Origin of the sequence: Streptomyces sp. 35G-GA-8 (assembly GCF_023534745.1) — a bacterium.
Classification (GTDB): domain Bacteria; phylum Actinomycetota; class Actinomycetes; order Streptomycetales; family Streptomycetaceae; genus Streptomyces.
Genome location: NZ_JAMHJQ010000015.1, coordinates 90538 through 104450 on the forward strand (window position 1 = coordinate 90538; position 13913 = coordinate 104450).

Sequence of the window (13913 nt, forward strand, 5' to 3'; positions counted from 1 at the left end):
TCACTGTCCTTCCCGGTCGGATACGACCGAAGCGTATCGATTCCCACCCTGTACCCCGCCCACAGCGGAATGACCACCGGTGGAGCCGAAGCCCCCCTCGGCCCGCGCGGAGCCGGGAAGTTCCGCCACCTCGTGGAAGCGCACCTTCTCGACCCGCTGGACGATCAGTTGGGCAATCCGGTCGAACCGCTCGAACCGAACGCTCTCGCGCGGGTCCAGATTGACCACGATCACCTTGATCTCTCCACGGTACCCGGCATCCACCGTCCCGGGGGCATTCACCAGAGCGACACCGCAACGGGCGGCGAGCCCGGAGCGGGGGTGCACGAAGGCCGCGTAGCCGTCGGGCAGGGCGATGGCCACCCCCGTCGGCAGGACCGTCCGCTCACCGGGGGCGAGCTCGGCGGCCTCGGTGGTGACCAGATCGACTCCCGCGTCGCCCGGGTGCGCATACGCCGGAAGCGGAGCCTCCGGATCGACGCGGCGGATCAGCACGTCAAGGGGGCCGGCGGGGGCAGGGCTCATGGGTTCACCTCGAAGGCGCGGGCGCGCTTGATCTGGTCGGGATCGGCCATGGCCGCCCGGATCTCCTCCTGGCGGCCGTTGTCGATGAAATGGTCGATCTTGACCTCGATGAAAAGGGCGTCGGCACGGACGGCGACGGGCCCCTCGGGGCCGCCGAGCCTGCCGGTGGCGGTGCAGTAGATCTTCCGCCCGTGGACGGCCGTGGTCTCGGCCTCCAGATACAGCGACGTACCCACCGGTACGGGCCGCAGGAACTCGGTCTGGAGCCGGCCGGTCACGGCGACCACGCGCAGCAGCCAGTTCAGCGAGCCGAGCGTCTCGTCCAGCGCGGTGGCCAGCACACCGCCGTGCGCGAGCCCCGGGGCGCCCTGGTGGGCGGGCTTGACCGTGAACTCGGCGATGACGCGGACGCCCTCACCGGCACGCGCCAGCAGCTGAAGTCCGTGGGGCTGTGCCTCGCCGCAACCGAAACAGTGTTCGTAGTGCGCCCCCAGCGGCTCACCGGGAGCGGGGGCGTCGGGGTGCCGTACCGGCGGTACGGCATCGGCCGGCGGTGTCAGGGGCCCCGGCCCCGCGGGGGATCCGGGGGGCGTTCCCCGGGATGGCACGTTACTCACAGGCGCAGACCTTACCCGCGCGGTCGCCCGGGAACCGCACCGTGCCAAGCTTGGCTCCATGGAGCCTTCCGCCGCGCGCTACGACGAACGCCTGACCGCCCCCCCGTCCTGGTGGGGGATCACCGCCCTGATCGCCGTCGCGGGCGGTCTGATCACGCTGCCGATGGGGGTGCTGCCGATGCTCGGCGGGGTGATCGGCGCGGGCGCGCTGGCGGCGGCGGGGGTGAGTTCGTACGGCTCGGCGCGGATCCGGGTGGTGGCGGACTCGCTGGTCGCCGGCACGGCGAGGATCCCGGTCGCGGCGCTCGGCGACGCGCAGGTGCTGGACGCCGAGGAGGCGCGGGCCTGGCGGCTGCACAAGGCCGACCCGCGCGCCTTCATGCTGCTGCGCAGTTATGTGCCCACGGCGCTGCGTGTGGAGATCACGGACCCGGAGGACCCGACGCCGTACGTCTATGTGTCGACGCGGGACCCGAAGGCGCTGGCGGCGGCGTTGAAGGCGGTACGGACCGTCTGAGAGCCCGCTGGGGGCCGGAAGAGCCCTTAGCGGTCCAGTTCCTTCGGCAGCTCGACGGGAAGCTCCACGGGCCGCTCCAGCGGGGGCAGCGCGGGCAGCGTGTCCCAGGGGATCCGGCGGGCCCGCAGGTCCTTGCGGATGCGCTCGGCGACCTTCTTGGTGTCGCGCCGGTTCATCATCGCGCCGACGGCCGCTCCGATCATGAACGGAACGAGATTCGGCAAGCTGCGGACCGTGCGCTTCATGATCTGCTGCCGCAGCTCGCGCTTCATCCGGCCGCTCAGCGCGCCGTTGAAGGTCGACGGTCTGGTGATGTCGACCCCGCGCTCCTCCGTCCAGGACGTCAGATAGGCGGCGCTGCGCTCTCTGAGCGTGCCGGGCGGGCGCAGTCCGTAGACCTCGTGCAGCTCCGCGATGAGCTTCAGCTCGATCGCGGCGACGGCGGTGATCTCGGCTGCCAGCTCGGCCGGCATCGCGGGCGGTACGGGCAGCATCGCGGCCGCGCCGATACCCGCGCCGACCGTGGAGGTGCTGTTCGCGGCGCCCGCGACCAGCTTGTCCGCCAGCTCCTCCGGGCCCAGGCCCGGGAACTGCCGGCGGAGGGTGGCGAGATCGCGGACCGGGACCCGAGGAGCGTTCTCGATGATCCGGTCGGCGAGATGGGCCAGCGCCGCCTTGGCGCTGTCGCCGCCCCTTCGTACACCCCGTTTGACGGTGTCCAGGCGCCGGCCCCTGGTCTTGGGGCCGCCGTGGTCTTCCCGGTCCGCTTCGAGCGAGGCCGGCAGGCCTCGCTCGTCGTCACCCGCGCCGGAACGGAGCGAGAGGGCGGAGTGCTCGGCAGCGGGCTGAACGCCTTCTGCCGGGCCTGTGCCGCCCTCGTACACCTCAGGTGAACCCTTACGCCGGAAGCGCCGTTTCCGGAACGGTGTGTCGCCTGCCACGGCCGGCCTGACCTCAGTCGCAGTCGCGGCAGATGGGCTGACCGTTCTTCTCCCTGGCGAGCTGGGAGCGGTGGTGCACCAGGAAGCAGCTCATGCAGGTGAACTCATCCGCCTGCCTGGGCAGCACCCGGACGGACAGCTCCTCGTTGGAGAGATCCGCGCCGGGCAGTTCCAGGCCCTCGGCCTGCTCGAACTCGTCGACGTCGACCGCTGACGTGGACTTGTCGTTCCGACGGGCCTTCAGCTCTTCAAGGCTGTCCTGATCGACGTCGTCATCGGTCTTGCGTGGGGTGTCGTAATCCGTTGCCATGTCGCTCTCCCCCTCTGGGTGTCTGTGGTGTCTCAGCGCGGGTAACGCGTGAGAGGCCGGACTTGTGCCCGACCTGAGGCGGAGATTTTGCCTCACATCAAGGTCTGTTACTCAATCGACACCCAACCGGACTCACGTGGAGTGATCGGCTTCGGGTGCGAAGGGGACCGTACACGGTCCCAATGTCGTACTTCACGGGCGCCACCCCGTGTACTTCCCGTGATCCCGACCCCTGGAAACCCGGACTTTACCGGCTTTCCATTGAAGGCTTGATCACGCAGAGTGGATGGGCGGGAATTCGACCCTGTGATCGATCACACATGGGTCCGCCGAGAACTGACGCCGAGAATTCCGCGCAAAGCGAACAAAGCAATCTTCTGCCCGAACACTCCGCGCAGTCTCTCAGACCGGGAGAGTGACACGCATCACGAGCCCACCGCCTTCGCGAGGTTCGGCGTGAATTCGTCCGCCATGAGCGCGCGCGACGGATCTCGCGATCGAAAGACCGAGGCCAACGCCCTTGTCGCTGCCGGTGCGCTCCGTCCGCAGCCGCCGGAATGGTTCGAAGAGATTATCGATCTCGTACGCGGGAACCACGGGACCGGTGTTCGATACCACCAGGACCGCCTGGCCCTGCTCGACCCCGGTGGTGACCTCCACCCAGCCGTCCTGCGGGATGTTGTACCGGACGGCGTTCTGCACCAGATTCAGCGCGATCCTTTCGAGCAGCACACCGTTGCCCTGCACGACGGCGGGTACACGCTCGCCACGGATCTCCACCCCCTTCGTCTCCGCCTCGGAGAGCGTCTGATCCACCGCACGGGTCGCGACCTCACCAAGATCGACCGGTTTTCGCTCCACGATCTCGTTGTCGCTGCGGGCGAGCAGCAACAGCCCCTCCACCAGCTGCTCGCTGCGCTCGTTGGTGGCCAGCAGGGTTCTGCCGAGCTGCTGGAGCTCCACGGGCGCCCCCGGATCGGAGAGATGGACCTCCAGCAGGGTGCGGTTGATCGCGAGCGGTGTGCGCAGCTCGTGCGAGGCGTTCGCGACGAACCGCTGCTGCGCGCTGAACGCCCGCTCCAGCCGGTCCAGCATCTCGTCGAAGGTGTCGGCCAGCTCCTTGAGCTCGTCGTCGGGACCGTCCAGCTCGATGCGCCGGGACAGGTCGGAGCCGACCACGCGACGCGCGGTACGGGTGATCCTGCCCAGCGGCGAGAGGACCCGGCCGGCCATCGCGTATCCGAAGGCGAACGCGATGACGCTGAGGCCGACCAGCGCGAAGAGCGAGCGGCTGAGCAGATCGTCCAGCGCCTGCTGGCGCTGGTGGTTGACGCAGCTGTTCATCGCCGCGTTGAACTCCTCCGGGGGCGCCTGGTCCGGGAAGTTGCAGACGTCGCTGCTCACCTTGCCCGACACGATCTTGAACGGCAGCTCGCTGCCCACATGCAGGGCCTGTGCGGCCAGCAGATAGATGATCGAGAGCAGCAGGATGCCGGCGATCAGGAACATTCCGCCGTAGAGCAGCGTGAGCCGTATCCGGATGGTCGGGCGCACCCAGGGCAGGGACTGCTCCGGGCGTCTGGGGTCCCAGGTCGGTTTCGGGGGCGCCGGGGGCGGCGCGGAGGGCGCGGGTGTGCTCGTCACGGACATCAGATCCGGTAACCGGAGCCGGGCACCGTGACGATCACGGGCGGCTCACCGAGCTTGCGGCGCAGCGTCATGACGGTCACGCGCACGACATTGGTGAACGGGTCGGTGTTCTCGTCCCACGCCTTCTCCAGCAGCTGTTCGGCCGAGACGACCGCGCCCTCGCTGCGCATGAGGACTTCGAGCACCGCGAATTCCTTGGGGGCGAGCTGGATCTCCCTGCCGTCGCGGAAGACCTCGCGGCGGTTGGGGTCGAGCTTGATCCCGGAGCGCTCCAGCACGGGCGGCAGCGGTACGGTCGTACGGCGGCCGAGGGCCCGTACCCGCGCGGTCAGCTCGCTGAACGCGAAGGGCTTGGGCAGATAGTCGTCCGCGCCCAGCTCCAGCCCCTCGACCCGGTCGCTGACATCGCCCGAGGCCGTGAGCATGAGGACGCGGGTGGGCATCCCCAGCTCGACGATCTTGCGGCACACGTCGTCGCCGTGGACGACCGGCAGGTCGCGGTCGAGCACCACCACGTCGTAGTCGTTCACCCCGATGCGCTCCAGGGCCGCCGCTCCGTCGTACACGACGTCGACGGCCATGGCCTCCCGGCGCAGTCCGGTGGCCACCGCATCGGCGAGCAGTTGCTCGTCCTCGACGACGAGTACGCGCACGTCGCTGTTCCTTCCTCTGGGCCCGTCACCCGTGATCAGGGCAGGTTGTATCACTGGCTGTGCGGGCCCATCCTGCCTTTAACGGCCATAAACCGGCGGTAAGACGATGCCGGATGACCTGGCACATCCGGGAATGGACGGGATTCGTTGATGCGTTGAGGTTTCTCGGCGGCGGACCGTGGGGAAGACGATTTCACACCCGAGATCACGCCCTGTTTGTGGCATGCCACACCCTTATCTGTCATCCAGAGGCAGTGGGTGCGTGATCTTCCCGCCGTCGGCACACCCCCGTGCCACCGACCACGACGTCGGCACACCCCCGTGCCACTGACCCACGACGAGGGGGCGCAATGGACGCGTTCACCGCCGGGCTTCTGCAGCGTATAAGGGCCACGGAAACGGATCTCACCCATGCCCGTGAAACGGGCGACGACTTCCTCGCGGATGTCGAACAGGAAGAGCTGGACGACCTTCGCCGGCTTGCCGCCGAGCACGGCGTGGATGTGGAGGTCGGCGCCCCCAGTGGCGTCTGACCTGCACCGCGGTCACACAGACACCGGTCGTACAGCCATAGCCGTACAGACATACAGATTCACGACACTTACAGAGCCGTAGATACCTACAGAGAAGGGCCCCGGCGCCGAGGGGAACGGTGCCGGGGCCCTTCCGTGTGCCCGCTGTCCAGGCTCGGGCCAAGGGCCCGTCCTATTGCCGGGAGGGGCACTACGGGCGGGGCACTAGTCGTGCCAGGCGCCGTACTCGTCGAGCAGCGCCTGAAGGGGCTCGAAGACCCCCGGGGCGGCGGCCACCGTCAGGTCGAAGCCAGGCCGGGTGCCGGGACGGCCGCCCGTGAGCGCGCCCGCCTCGCGGGCGATGAGGTCGCCGGCCGCCAGGTCCCAGGGGTGCAGTCCGCGCTCGTAGTAGCCGTCGAGCCGCCCCGCCGCGACATCGCAGAGGTCGGACGCCGCCGAGCCGCCCCGGCGGATGTCGCGCAACCGGGGGATCAGCCGCTGGGCGATCTCCGCCTGATGGGCGCGGACGGCGGTGACGTAGTTGAAGCCGGTCGACACCAGGGCACGCTCCAACGGCGGAGCGGGACGGCAGCCGATCGGGCGGTCATTGAGGAACGCTCCGCCGCCGCGCACGGCGCGGAAGATCTCGCGGCGCAGTGGGATCGCGACGACTCCGGCCAGTGTCTCGCCGTCGCGTTCGGCGGCGATGGAGACGGCCCAGGTGGGCAGCCCGTAAAGGTAGTTGACCGTGCCGTCCAGCGGATCGATGACCCAGCGGACCCCGCTGGTGCCCGCCGAGCTGGCGCCCTCCTCGCCGAGGAAGCCGTCGTCGGGGCGGTGTTCGGAGAGATAGCCGGTGATCAGTTTCTCGGCCGCGATGTCCATCTCGGTGACCACGTCGATGGGGCTGGACTTGGTCGCGGCGACGGCCAGATCGTCGGGGCGGCCGTCACGCAGCAGCGCACCGGCCCGGCTCGCCGCCTCCAGGGCGAGTGCGAGCAGTTCCCCGCTCAGGGCTTCCTCGTTCGGGGCGTCCTCGTTCGGGGCGTCGGTCACAGCGGGCTCCTTCAGGCGTAAGGGCTGTCGGCGCCCGCGGCGGCGGGCCTGGGGGCACGGGCGGGGCAGCAGCCGACCGGGCAGAGGTCATGGCTCGGGCCGAGCGCGCCCAGGGAGCAGCGTTCCACCGCGCGTCCCCGCTCGGCGGCCGCGCGCTCCAGGAGGAGATCACGTACCGCCGCGGCGAAGCGCGGATCCGCCCCCACCGTCGCCGAGCGGCGTACCGGAAGGCCCAGCTCGGCGGCCTTGGCGGTGGCCTCGGTGTCGAGGTCGTACAGGACCTCCATGTGGTCGGAGACGAAGCCGATGGGGGCCATCACGACGGCCGGGACGCCCTCGCCGCGCAGGGTCTCCAGGTGGTCGCAGATGTCCGGCTCCAGCCACGGGATGTGCGGGGCGCCGCTGCGCGACTGGTAGACGAGCCGCCAGGGGTGCTCGACACCGGTCTCCTCGCGGACCGCGTCCACGATCAGCCGGGCGACATCGAGATGCTCCGCCACATAGGCGCCGCCCTCCCCGTGTGCCTCGACGGGCCCCGAGGTGTCGGCGGCGGCGTCGGGGATGGAGTGGGTGGTGAAGGCGAGATGCGCGCCCGCGCGTACGTCCTCGGGCAGGTCCGCGAGCGAGGCGAGCACGCCGTCGACCATGGGGCGTACGAAGCCGGGGTGGTTGAAGTAGTGGCGGAGTTTGTCCACCCGGGGCACCGCGAGCCCCTCGTCGGCCAGGGTGGCGAGCGCGTCCGCGAGGTTCTCGCGGTACTGGCGGCAGCCCGAGTACGAGGCGTACGCGCTCGTGGCGAGGACGGCGATACGGCGCCGGCCGTCCGCGACCATCTCGCGCAGGGTGTCGGTCAGATACGGCGCCCAGTTGCGGTTGCCCCAGTAGACCGGCACGTTCACGCCGTGCTCGGCGAAGTCCTTGCGCAGGGCGTCCAGCAGGGCGCGGTTCTGTTCATTGATCGGGCTGACCCCGCCGAACAGGAAGTAGTGCTTGCCCACTTCCTTCAGCCGTTCCTCGGGGATGCCACGGCCCCGGGTCACGTTCGCCAGGAACGGAACCACATCGTCCGGGCCCTCGGGACCACCGAAGGACAGCAGAAGCAAAGCGTCGTAGGGGGAAGTCGCGAGCTGTTCTGGCATGGGTCCGATCCTCCCACCCGGCTCTCCGGGCCCGGCAACCGCGCCCCGCCCGGTGTCGGCCGATGGCGCCCCGTATCGCCCGGTCCGAAAATCGGGGCGCGTACGACGCGCCCGCGACCGTAAGCTGTATCGCCAGATTCATTGCTTACCGGAGCGTCCGTTGCCCAGTTCCTACCATGCGATATTCGCCGCTCCCGGTACCAAGGGATTCAGTGCGGCCGGGCTGATCGGCAGAATGCCGCTGGCCATGATGGGCATCGGCATCGTGACGATGGTCTCCCAGCTCACGGGGCGTTACGGACTGGCCGGGGCGCTCTCCGCGACGCTGGCGATGTCCGCCGCGCTGCTCGGTCCCCAGATCTCCCGGCTCGTCGACCGGCACGGCCAGGGGCGGATCCTGCGCCCCGCGACGCTGGTCGCGGTGACATCCGTGGCGGGGCTGCTCGTCTGCGCCCAGCAGTCCGCCCCCGACTGGACCTTGTTCGTCTTCGCCGCGGGCGCGGGGTGTGTGCCGAGCCTCGGCGCGATGGTGCGGGCGCGCTGGGCCGCGATCTACCGGGGCTCACCGCGCGAGCTGCACACCGCGTACGCGTGGGAGTCGATCATCGACGAGGTCTGCTTCATCTTCGGCCCGATCGTCTCCATCGGGCTCTCCACCGCCTGGTTCCCGGAGGCGGGCCCGCTGCTCGCGGCCGTCTTCCTGGTCGTCGGTGTCGTCTGGCTGACCGCGCAGCGCGCCACCGAGCCCGTACCCGGGCCGCGCGAGCAGCACACCGGGGGTTCGGCGCTCCGCTCCCCCGGACTGCGCGTCCTGGTGGCGACCTTCGTCGCGACCGGCGCGATCTTCGGCGCGGTCGATGTGGTGACGGTCGCCTTCGCGGAGGAGCGGGGCCACAAGGCGGCCGCGAGTCTGGTGCTGGCCGTGTACGCGCTCGGATCCTGCCTCGCCGGGGTGGTGTTCGGGCTGCTGCATCTCACCGGTCCCCCCGCGCGGAGGTGGCTGGTGGGTATCTGTGTGATGGCCGTGAGTATGATCCCCCTCCAACTGGCCGGGAACCTGCCGTTCCTGGCCGTGGCGCTCTTTGTCGCGGGCCTCTCCGTCGCACCGACGATGGTGACGACCATGGCCCTCGTCGAAGCGCACGTACCGCGCGCCAAACTGACCGAGGGCATGACCTGGACCAGCACCGGGCTCGCCGTCGGCGTGGCGCTCGGCTCGTCGGCCGCCGGCTGGGTGGTCGACGCGGCCGGGGCCGAGGCGGGGTACGGGGTGCCCGTCGCGGCGGGCGCGGCCGCGGCCGTGGTGGCGTTCCTGGGGTATCGCCGGCTGCGCGGGCCGGTGCCGAGTCGGGGAGGGCACGGGGCGGATGACCAGGAACCGTACGACGGCCACAAGAGTGTGGCGTAACTGGGCGGGGACCGTTACGGCCCGTCCCGCCCGCGTGGTGTCCCCGGCCTCCGTCGAGGAGCTGAGAGGGGCCGTACGCCGGGCGGCGGCGGAAGGGCTCAGGGTCAAGGCCGTCGGTACGGGCCACTCCTTCACCTCGGCCGCCGCCACCGACGGCGTGCTGATCCGCCCCGACCTGCTCACCGGCATCCGGGAGATCGACCGGACGGCGGGCACCGTCACCGTGGCGGCGGGCACCCCGCTGAAACGGCTCAACACGGCGCTGGCCAGGGAGGGACTGTCGCTCACCAATATGGGCGACATCATGGAGCAGACCGTCGCGGGCGCCACCTCCACCGGCACCCATGGCACCGGCCGCGACTCGGCCTCCATAGCCACCCAGATCCGGGCCCTGGAACTCGTCACGGCCGACGGCTCGCCGCTGCGCTGCTCGGCCGACGAGAACCCGGAGGTCTTCGCCGCCGCCCGGATCGGGCTCGGCGCGCTGGGCGTGGTCACCGCGGTCACCCTGGCGGTGGAGCCGGTCTTCCTGCTGACGGCCCGTGAGGAGCCGATGACCTTCGACCGGGTCACGGCCGAGTTCGACCAGCATGTCGCGGAGAACGAGCACTTCGAGTTCTATTGGTTCCCGCACACCGGCAACTGCAACACCAAGCGCAACAACCGGAGCGCGGGTCACGCGGCGCCGCCCGGCCGGCTCGGCGGCTGGATCGACGACGAACTCCTCTCCAACGGGGCGTTCCAGGTGGCCTGTTCGCTCGGCCGCGCGGTTCCCGCGACCATCCCCGCCCTCGCCAAGATCTCCAGCCGCGCTCTCTCCGCCCGTACGTACACGGACATCCCTTACAAGGTCTTCACTTCCCCGCGCCGGGTGCGCTTCGTGGAGATGGAGTACGCGCTGCCGCGCGAGGCCGCGATCGGAGCGCTGCGCGAGGTCAAGGCGATGATCGAGCGTTCCCCGCTGCGGGTGAGTTTCCCGGTGGAGATACGGACGGCTCCGGCGGACGACATCACGCTCTCGACGGCGTCGGGCCGGGAGAGCGCGTACATCGCGGTGCATCTGTACCGGGGCACGCCGTACCGCTCCTACTTCACCGCGGTGGAACGGATCATGACCGCGCACGGCGGCCGGCCGCACTGGGGGAAGATCCACACCAGGGACGCGGCCTATCTGTCCGGGGTCTATCCGCGCTTCGGTGAGTTCACGGCGGTACGGGACCGGCTGGATCCGGACCGGCTGTTCGGCAACGACTATCTGCGGCGGGTTCTCGGGGACTAGAGCGTGTCCGGCGAGGCGTTGGAGCCGGCTGTTCCGGTGTCACTCGTTCCGGTGCCGCCGGTGCCGTTGGTGGGTGTCGGCGCCGGACCGGAGCCGCCGGAACCGGAGGGAGTGGTGGAGGGCGTGGTGGACGGGGTGGGCGACGGATCCGTACTGCCGCCCCCTCCGGTGCCCGTACCCGTACCCGAACCCGCGCTCGGTCCGGTGCCGGGCGAGCCGCTCGGGTCCGTCCCTCCGGTGCCGCCCGACGACCGCCCGTCCGGTGTCCCGCTCGGATCCCCGCCGGGGCCGGGCGAGTTGGCGGGGTCCTTCGACGGGGTGGAGTCGCCGCCACCGCCGCGTACGACGTATCCGACGGTCGTCCCCTTGCCTCCGTTCAGATCCCGCCCGGCGGCGAGTTCGAACCCGGTGATGCCGACCATCGCCACCACGAAGACGACAACGGCCGCGCGGAGCGGGCGCTTCCAGCCCCGTACCCGGGTGCCATGGGTCGTGGCCTCCCCGAACTCCCCGTCCGGCACAGGCGGATTGCCGGAATCGTCCCGCAGCGGCACCTGCCGGCCCCCCGGCTTCGCCTGGACGGTGACCTCGCGCAGCTGCTCGCCGGTGCGCCGGAACAGATGCTGGAAGACCGGGCCGCCGCAGGTGGCGATCAGGCTGACCACACCGGCGCCGACGATCGTCCCGTACACGCCGAGCCGGGAGGCGAGCACGGCCGCCGCGACCGTCGCGAGCGTGCTTCCGGCGACCTGCGCGACGCTCAGATCGAGCCGCTGTTCCCGCCCGTTCCCGGATACCTCGCTCTCGTCCTGTCGCGTACCGCTGCCCGACCGCTGATCCATCTACCGTCCCTGATCGCCCATCTGTCCCACCTTGCACCAGGAAAGGACAACTGAGCGAAACGGATAGTTCCGATTTTGGGGATTCTGTGAAGCAGGACACCCGTTCGGGATCGTCACCGGGACCCAACTCCCCTACCCTGGGAGAACTTGGGCGGCGCGCCGGTCCACCCCCGTGGCCCGAATGGAGTACTGTGGCGAGCCCTGGGGCCGGACTCCCTCATGGGCGTCCGGGACCTACGGGAAGGGGGCCGAAGGTGGCACTCGAACCGGCGGAGCCTTGGCACCGTACGGGCACCTGCTGCAGAGAGTGACCCAGTTCGTCACTCTGCGTCGCAAACAGGTAACCGTGCCATCGGCGATCCAGGACCCATGCCCGACACGCCGGGCAGCAGCACGGAAAGGTTGTGGCAGGCTGCACCCGGGCAGGCCACACTCGACTAGCGGAAGCAGCGACGCACGTGACGTCGGCAGGCACCACCCGGGAGGTCCCCATGCCCGAACTGCGTGTCGTGGCCGTCTCCAACGACGGCACACGACTGGTGCTCAAAGCTGCCGACAGCACGGAATACACGCTTCCGATCGACGAGCGGCTACGCGCCGCCGTGCGCAATGACCGCGCCCGTCTCGGCCAGATCGAGATCGAGGTGGAGAGCCACCTCAGACCGCGTGACATCCAGGCGCGGATACGAGCCGGTGCCTCCGCCGAGGAGGTCGCACAGCACGCCGGGATCCCGGTGGACCGGGTCCGCCGCTTCGAGGGACCGGTGCTCGCCGAGCGCGCCTTCATGGCGGAGCGGGCCAGGAAGACGGCCGTGCGCCGGCCCGGCGAGAACACCGGGCCCCAGCTCGGTGAGGCCGTGCAGGAGCGGCTGACGCTGCGCGGCGCCGACAAGGAGACCGTGCAGTGGGACTCCTGGCGCCGCGACGACGGCACCTGGGAAGTCCTGCTGGTCTATCTGGTCGCGGGCGAGCCGCACTCCGCGAGCTGGACGTACGACCCGCCCCGGCGGCTCGTACAGGCCGTGGACGACGAGGCCCGGGCGCTGATCGGTGACACCGACGACACGGTCGCCGCGAAGGAGCCGAGCTTCCCGTTCGTGCCCCGGATCGCGCGGCTGCCGCGCGACCGGCCGCTGGATCGTTCCCTCGACCGGCAGCTGGAGCGGCCGGTCGCGCCGGAGCCGGACGACACGAGTGAGCGCGACTCGCTGACCAGCCTGCTGGAGGCGGTGCCGAGCTTCCGGGGCGACATGGTGGTGCCCGAGCAGCCCACGGGCCCGGCCGCCGACCAGGAGGAAGAGCCGGACGCCGAGGAGCCGGTGGCGCCCGCCGCCTCCGCCGGTGCCGGATCGGCGTACGCGGATGTGCTGATGCCCCGTTCGGTGGCCGGTCACCGGGACCGGCTCACGGGTACGACGGACCGCCAGGCGGAGGCGGACGGCGTACGTCCGGGCCGCCGTGCCGCGGTGCCGAGCTGGGACGAGATCGTGTTCGGTACACGCCGCAAGAAGCAGGACTAGCGCAGACGTACATACGAGGCGGAAGGGGTCGGTGCTCACCACGGCTGGTGAGCACCGACCCCTTCGGCGCGCTCCGGAGCTACCGGGGTCTACCGGGGATCCCGGCTACTGGGGATCCGGCCCCTTGGCGACCGGACGCGCCGCGTCGGTGGACCACTCGGACCAGGAACCCGCGTACAGCGCCGCGGGGATACCCGCGATCTCCAGGGCCAGCACCTCATGGGCGGCCGAAACACCCGAGCCGCAGTAGACACCTACCTTCGAATCGCCGGTGACCCCCAGCGCCGCGAAGCGCGCCGCGAGGTCCTCGGCGGGGAGGAACCCACCGTTTTCAGCCACATTCTCTGTGGTCGGCGCCGACAGCGCGCCGGGGATATGGCCGCCGACGGGGTCGATCGGCTCGACGTCGCCGCGGTAGCGCTCGGCCGCCCGCGCGTCCAGCAGCAGCCCCTCACGGGCCAGGGCCGCCGCGCCGTCCGCGTCCAGCAGCCCGAGCGCGCCGGGCGCCGGGATGAAGTCGCCCTCCTCCGGTGCGGGGATCTCGGTGGTCACGGGACCGGTCCAGCCGGCCAGTCCGCCGTCCAGGACGCGGACGTCCGGGTGGCCCGCCCAGCGCAGCAGCCACCAGGCGCGGGCCGCCGCCCAGGACTGCCCGCCGTCGTACACCACGACCGGTCTGTCCTGCGAGACTCCGGCCCGGCGCATCGCCGCGCCGAAGTCCGCCACCTCGGGCAGTGGGTGCCGGCCGGCCGCGCCGGGCGGGCCGGCCAGCTCCTGGTCGAGGTCGACGTAGACGGCGCCCGGCAGATGGCCGGCCTCGTACTGCGCGCGGCCGGGCGGACCGCCGAGCTGCCAGCGGGCGTCGAGCAGGACGGGCGGGCGCGGCCCGGCCGACTCGCAGGCGAGTTCTGCTGCGGTGATGATGGCTGTCATGGGCGCCATCC

The 13913-nt window shown here is 70.8% G+C and carries 15 protein-coding genes; 5 read left to right on the forward strand and 10 right to left on the reverse strand.

What is annotated here, in order from left to right:
• Both dut and M1203_RS30250 read right to left on the reverse strand, forming a co-directional pair.
• Complete coding sequence (gene dut, locus M1203_RS30245; RefSeq protein ID WP_249953010.1) at nucleotides 1-525, reverse strand: dUTP diphosphatase; 525 nt, start codon at nucleotides 523-525, stop codon at nucleotides 1-3.
• Entirely contained in the window at nucleotides 522-1142 is a 621-nt protein-coding gene (locus M1203_RS30250) for a PaaI family thioesterase (RefSeq protein ID WP_249953011.1), read from the reverse strand. Before M1203_RS30250 ends, dut begins: the two co-directional genes overlap by 4 nt.
• Nucleotides 1143-1200: 58 nt before the next feature.
• On the opposite strand from M1203_RS30250, the gene M1203_RS30255 reads away from it, so the two are divergent.
• A complete protein-coding gene (locus M1203_RS30255; RefSeq protein WP_249953012.1) occupies nucleotides 1201-1659 on the forward strand; it encodes a DUF3093 domain-containing protein in 459 nt (152 codons plus the stop codon).
• 26 nt (nucleotides 1660-1685) lie between these two features.
• Here M1203_RS30255 and M1203_RS30260 read toward each other — a convergent pair whose 3' ends face one another.
• The 4 genes from M1203_RS30260 to M1203_RS30275 form a co-directional block, all read right to left on the reverse strand.
• Nucleotides 1686-2600 carry an EcsC family protein gene (locus tag M1203_RS30260; protein WP_249953013.1) on the reverse strand — a complete coding sequence of 305 codons (915 nt, stop codon included), beginning with the start codon at nucleotides 2598-2600 and terminating at the stop codon, nucleotides 1686-1688.
• 13 nt (nucleotides 2601-2613) lie between these two features.
• Nucleotides 2614-2910: a DUF4193 domain-containing protein gene (locus tag M1203_RS30265; RefSeq protein WP_030350183.1), complete on the reverse strand. Its 297-nt coding sequence runs from the start codon at nucleotides 2908-2910 to the stop codon at nucleotides 2614-2616.
• 402 nt (nucleotides 2911-3312) lie between these two features.
• On the reverse strand, nucleotides 3313-4554 hold the full coding sequence (locus M1203_RS30270) for a sensor histidine kinase (protein ID WP_374404361.1): 1242 nt from the start codon (nucleotides 4552-4554) through the stop codon (nucleotides 3313-3315).
• A gap of 5 nt (nucleotides 4555-4559) precedes the next feature.
• On the reverse strand, nucleotides 4560-5213 hold the full coding sequence (locus M1203_RS30275) for a response regulator transcription factor (RefSeq protein WP_030350181.1): 654 nt from the start codon (nucleotides 5211-5213) through the stop codon (nucleotides 4560-4562).
• A 350-nt stretch (nucleotides 5214-5563) separates the two neighbouring features.
• Here M1203_RS30275 and M1203_RS30280 point away from each other — a divergent pair, with 350 nt between their 5' ends.
• Nucleotides 5564-5746 carry a hypothetical protein gene (locus tag M1203_RS30280; RefSeq protein WP_249953015.1) on the forward strand — a complete coding sequence of 61 codons (183 nt, stop codon included), beginning with the start codon at nucleotides 5564-5566 and terminating at the stop codon, nucleotides 5744-5746.
• Between the two features lie 204 nt (nucleotides 5747-5950).
• On the opposite strand, the gene M1203_RS30285 is transcribed toward M1203_RS30280, so the two are convergent.
• Nucleotides 5951-6781 carry an inositol monophosphatase family protein gene (locus M1203_RS30285; protein ID WP_249953016.1) on the reverse strand — a complete coding sequence of 277 codons (831 nt, stop codon included), beginning with the start codon at nucleotides 6779-6781 and terminating at the stop codon, nucleotides 5951-5953.
• A gap of 11 nt (nucleotides 6782-6792) precedes the next feature.
• Nucleotides 6793-7920: a ferrochelatase gene (locus tag M1203_RS30290; RefSeq protein ID WP_249953017.1), complete on the reverse strand. Its 1128-nt coding sequence runs from the start codon at nucleotides 7918-7920 to the stop codon at nucleotides 6793-6795.
• Between the two features lie 160 nt (nucleotides 7921-8080).
• Here M1203_RS30290 and M1203_RS30295 point away from each other — a divergent pair, with 160 nt between their 5' ends.
• Nucleotides 8081-9328, forward strand: a complete 1248-nt coding sequence (locus M1203_RS30295) for an MFS transporter (protein WP_249953018.1) — start codon at nucleotides 8081-8083, stop codon at nucleotides 9326-9328.
• Entirely contained in the window at nucleotides 9288-10607 is a 1320-nt protein-coding gene (locus tag M1203_RS30300) for a D-arabinono-1,4-lactone oxidase (RefSeq protein ID WP_249953019.1), read from the forward strand. Before M1203_RS30295 ends, M1203_RS30300 begins: the two co-directional genes overlap by 41 nt.
• On the opposite strand, the gene M1203_RS30305 is transcribed toward M1203_RS30300, so the two are convergent.
• Nucleotides 10604-11449: a hypothetical protein gene (locus M1203_RS30305; RefSeq protein WP_249953020.1), complete on the reverse strand. Its 846-nt coding sequence runs from the start codon at nucleotides 11447-11449 to the stop codon at nucleotides 10604-10606. The two genes, M1203_RS30300 and M1203_RS30305, sit on opposite strands and share 4 nt — an antisense overlap.
• A gap of 458 nt (nucleotides 11450-11907) precedes the next feature.
• Here M1203_RS30305 and sepH point away from each other — a divergent pair, with 458 nt between their 5' ends.
• Nucleotides 11908-12969 (forward strand): septation protein SepH, encoded by a 1062-nt coding sequence (sepH, locus tag M1203_RS30310; protein WP_078490468.1) that lies wholly within the window; start codon nucleotides 11908-11910, stop codon nucleotides 12967-12969.
• 105 nt (nucleotides 12970-13074) lie between these two features.
• On the opposite strand, the gene M1203_RS30315 is transcribed toward sepH, so the two are convergent.
• The gene (locus M1203_RS30315) at nucleotides 13075-13902 is read right to left on the reverse strand and encodes a sulfurtransferase (RefSeq protein ID WP_249953021.1); all 828 of its coding nucleotides are present in this window, start codon (nucleotides 13900-13902) and stop codon (nucleotides 13075-13077) included.
• Between the last annotated feature and the right edge of the window lie 11 nt (nucleotides 13903-13913).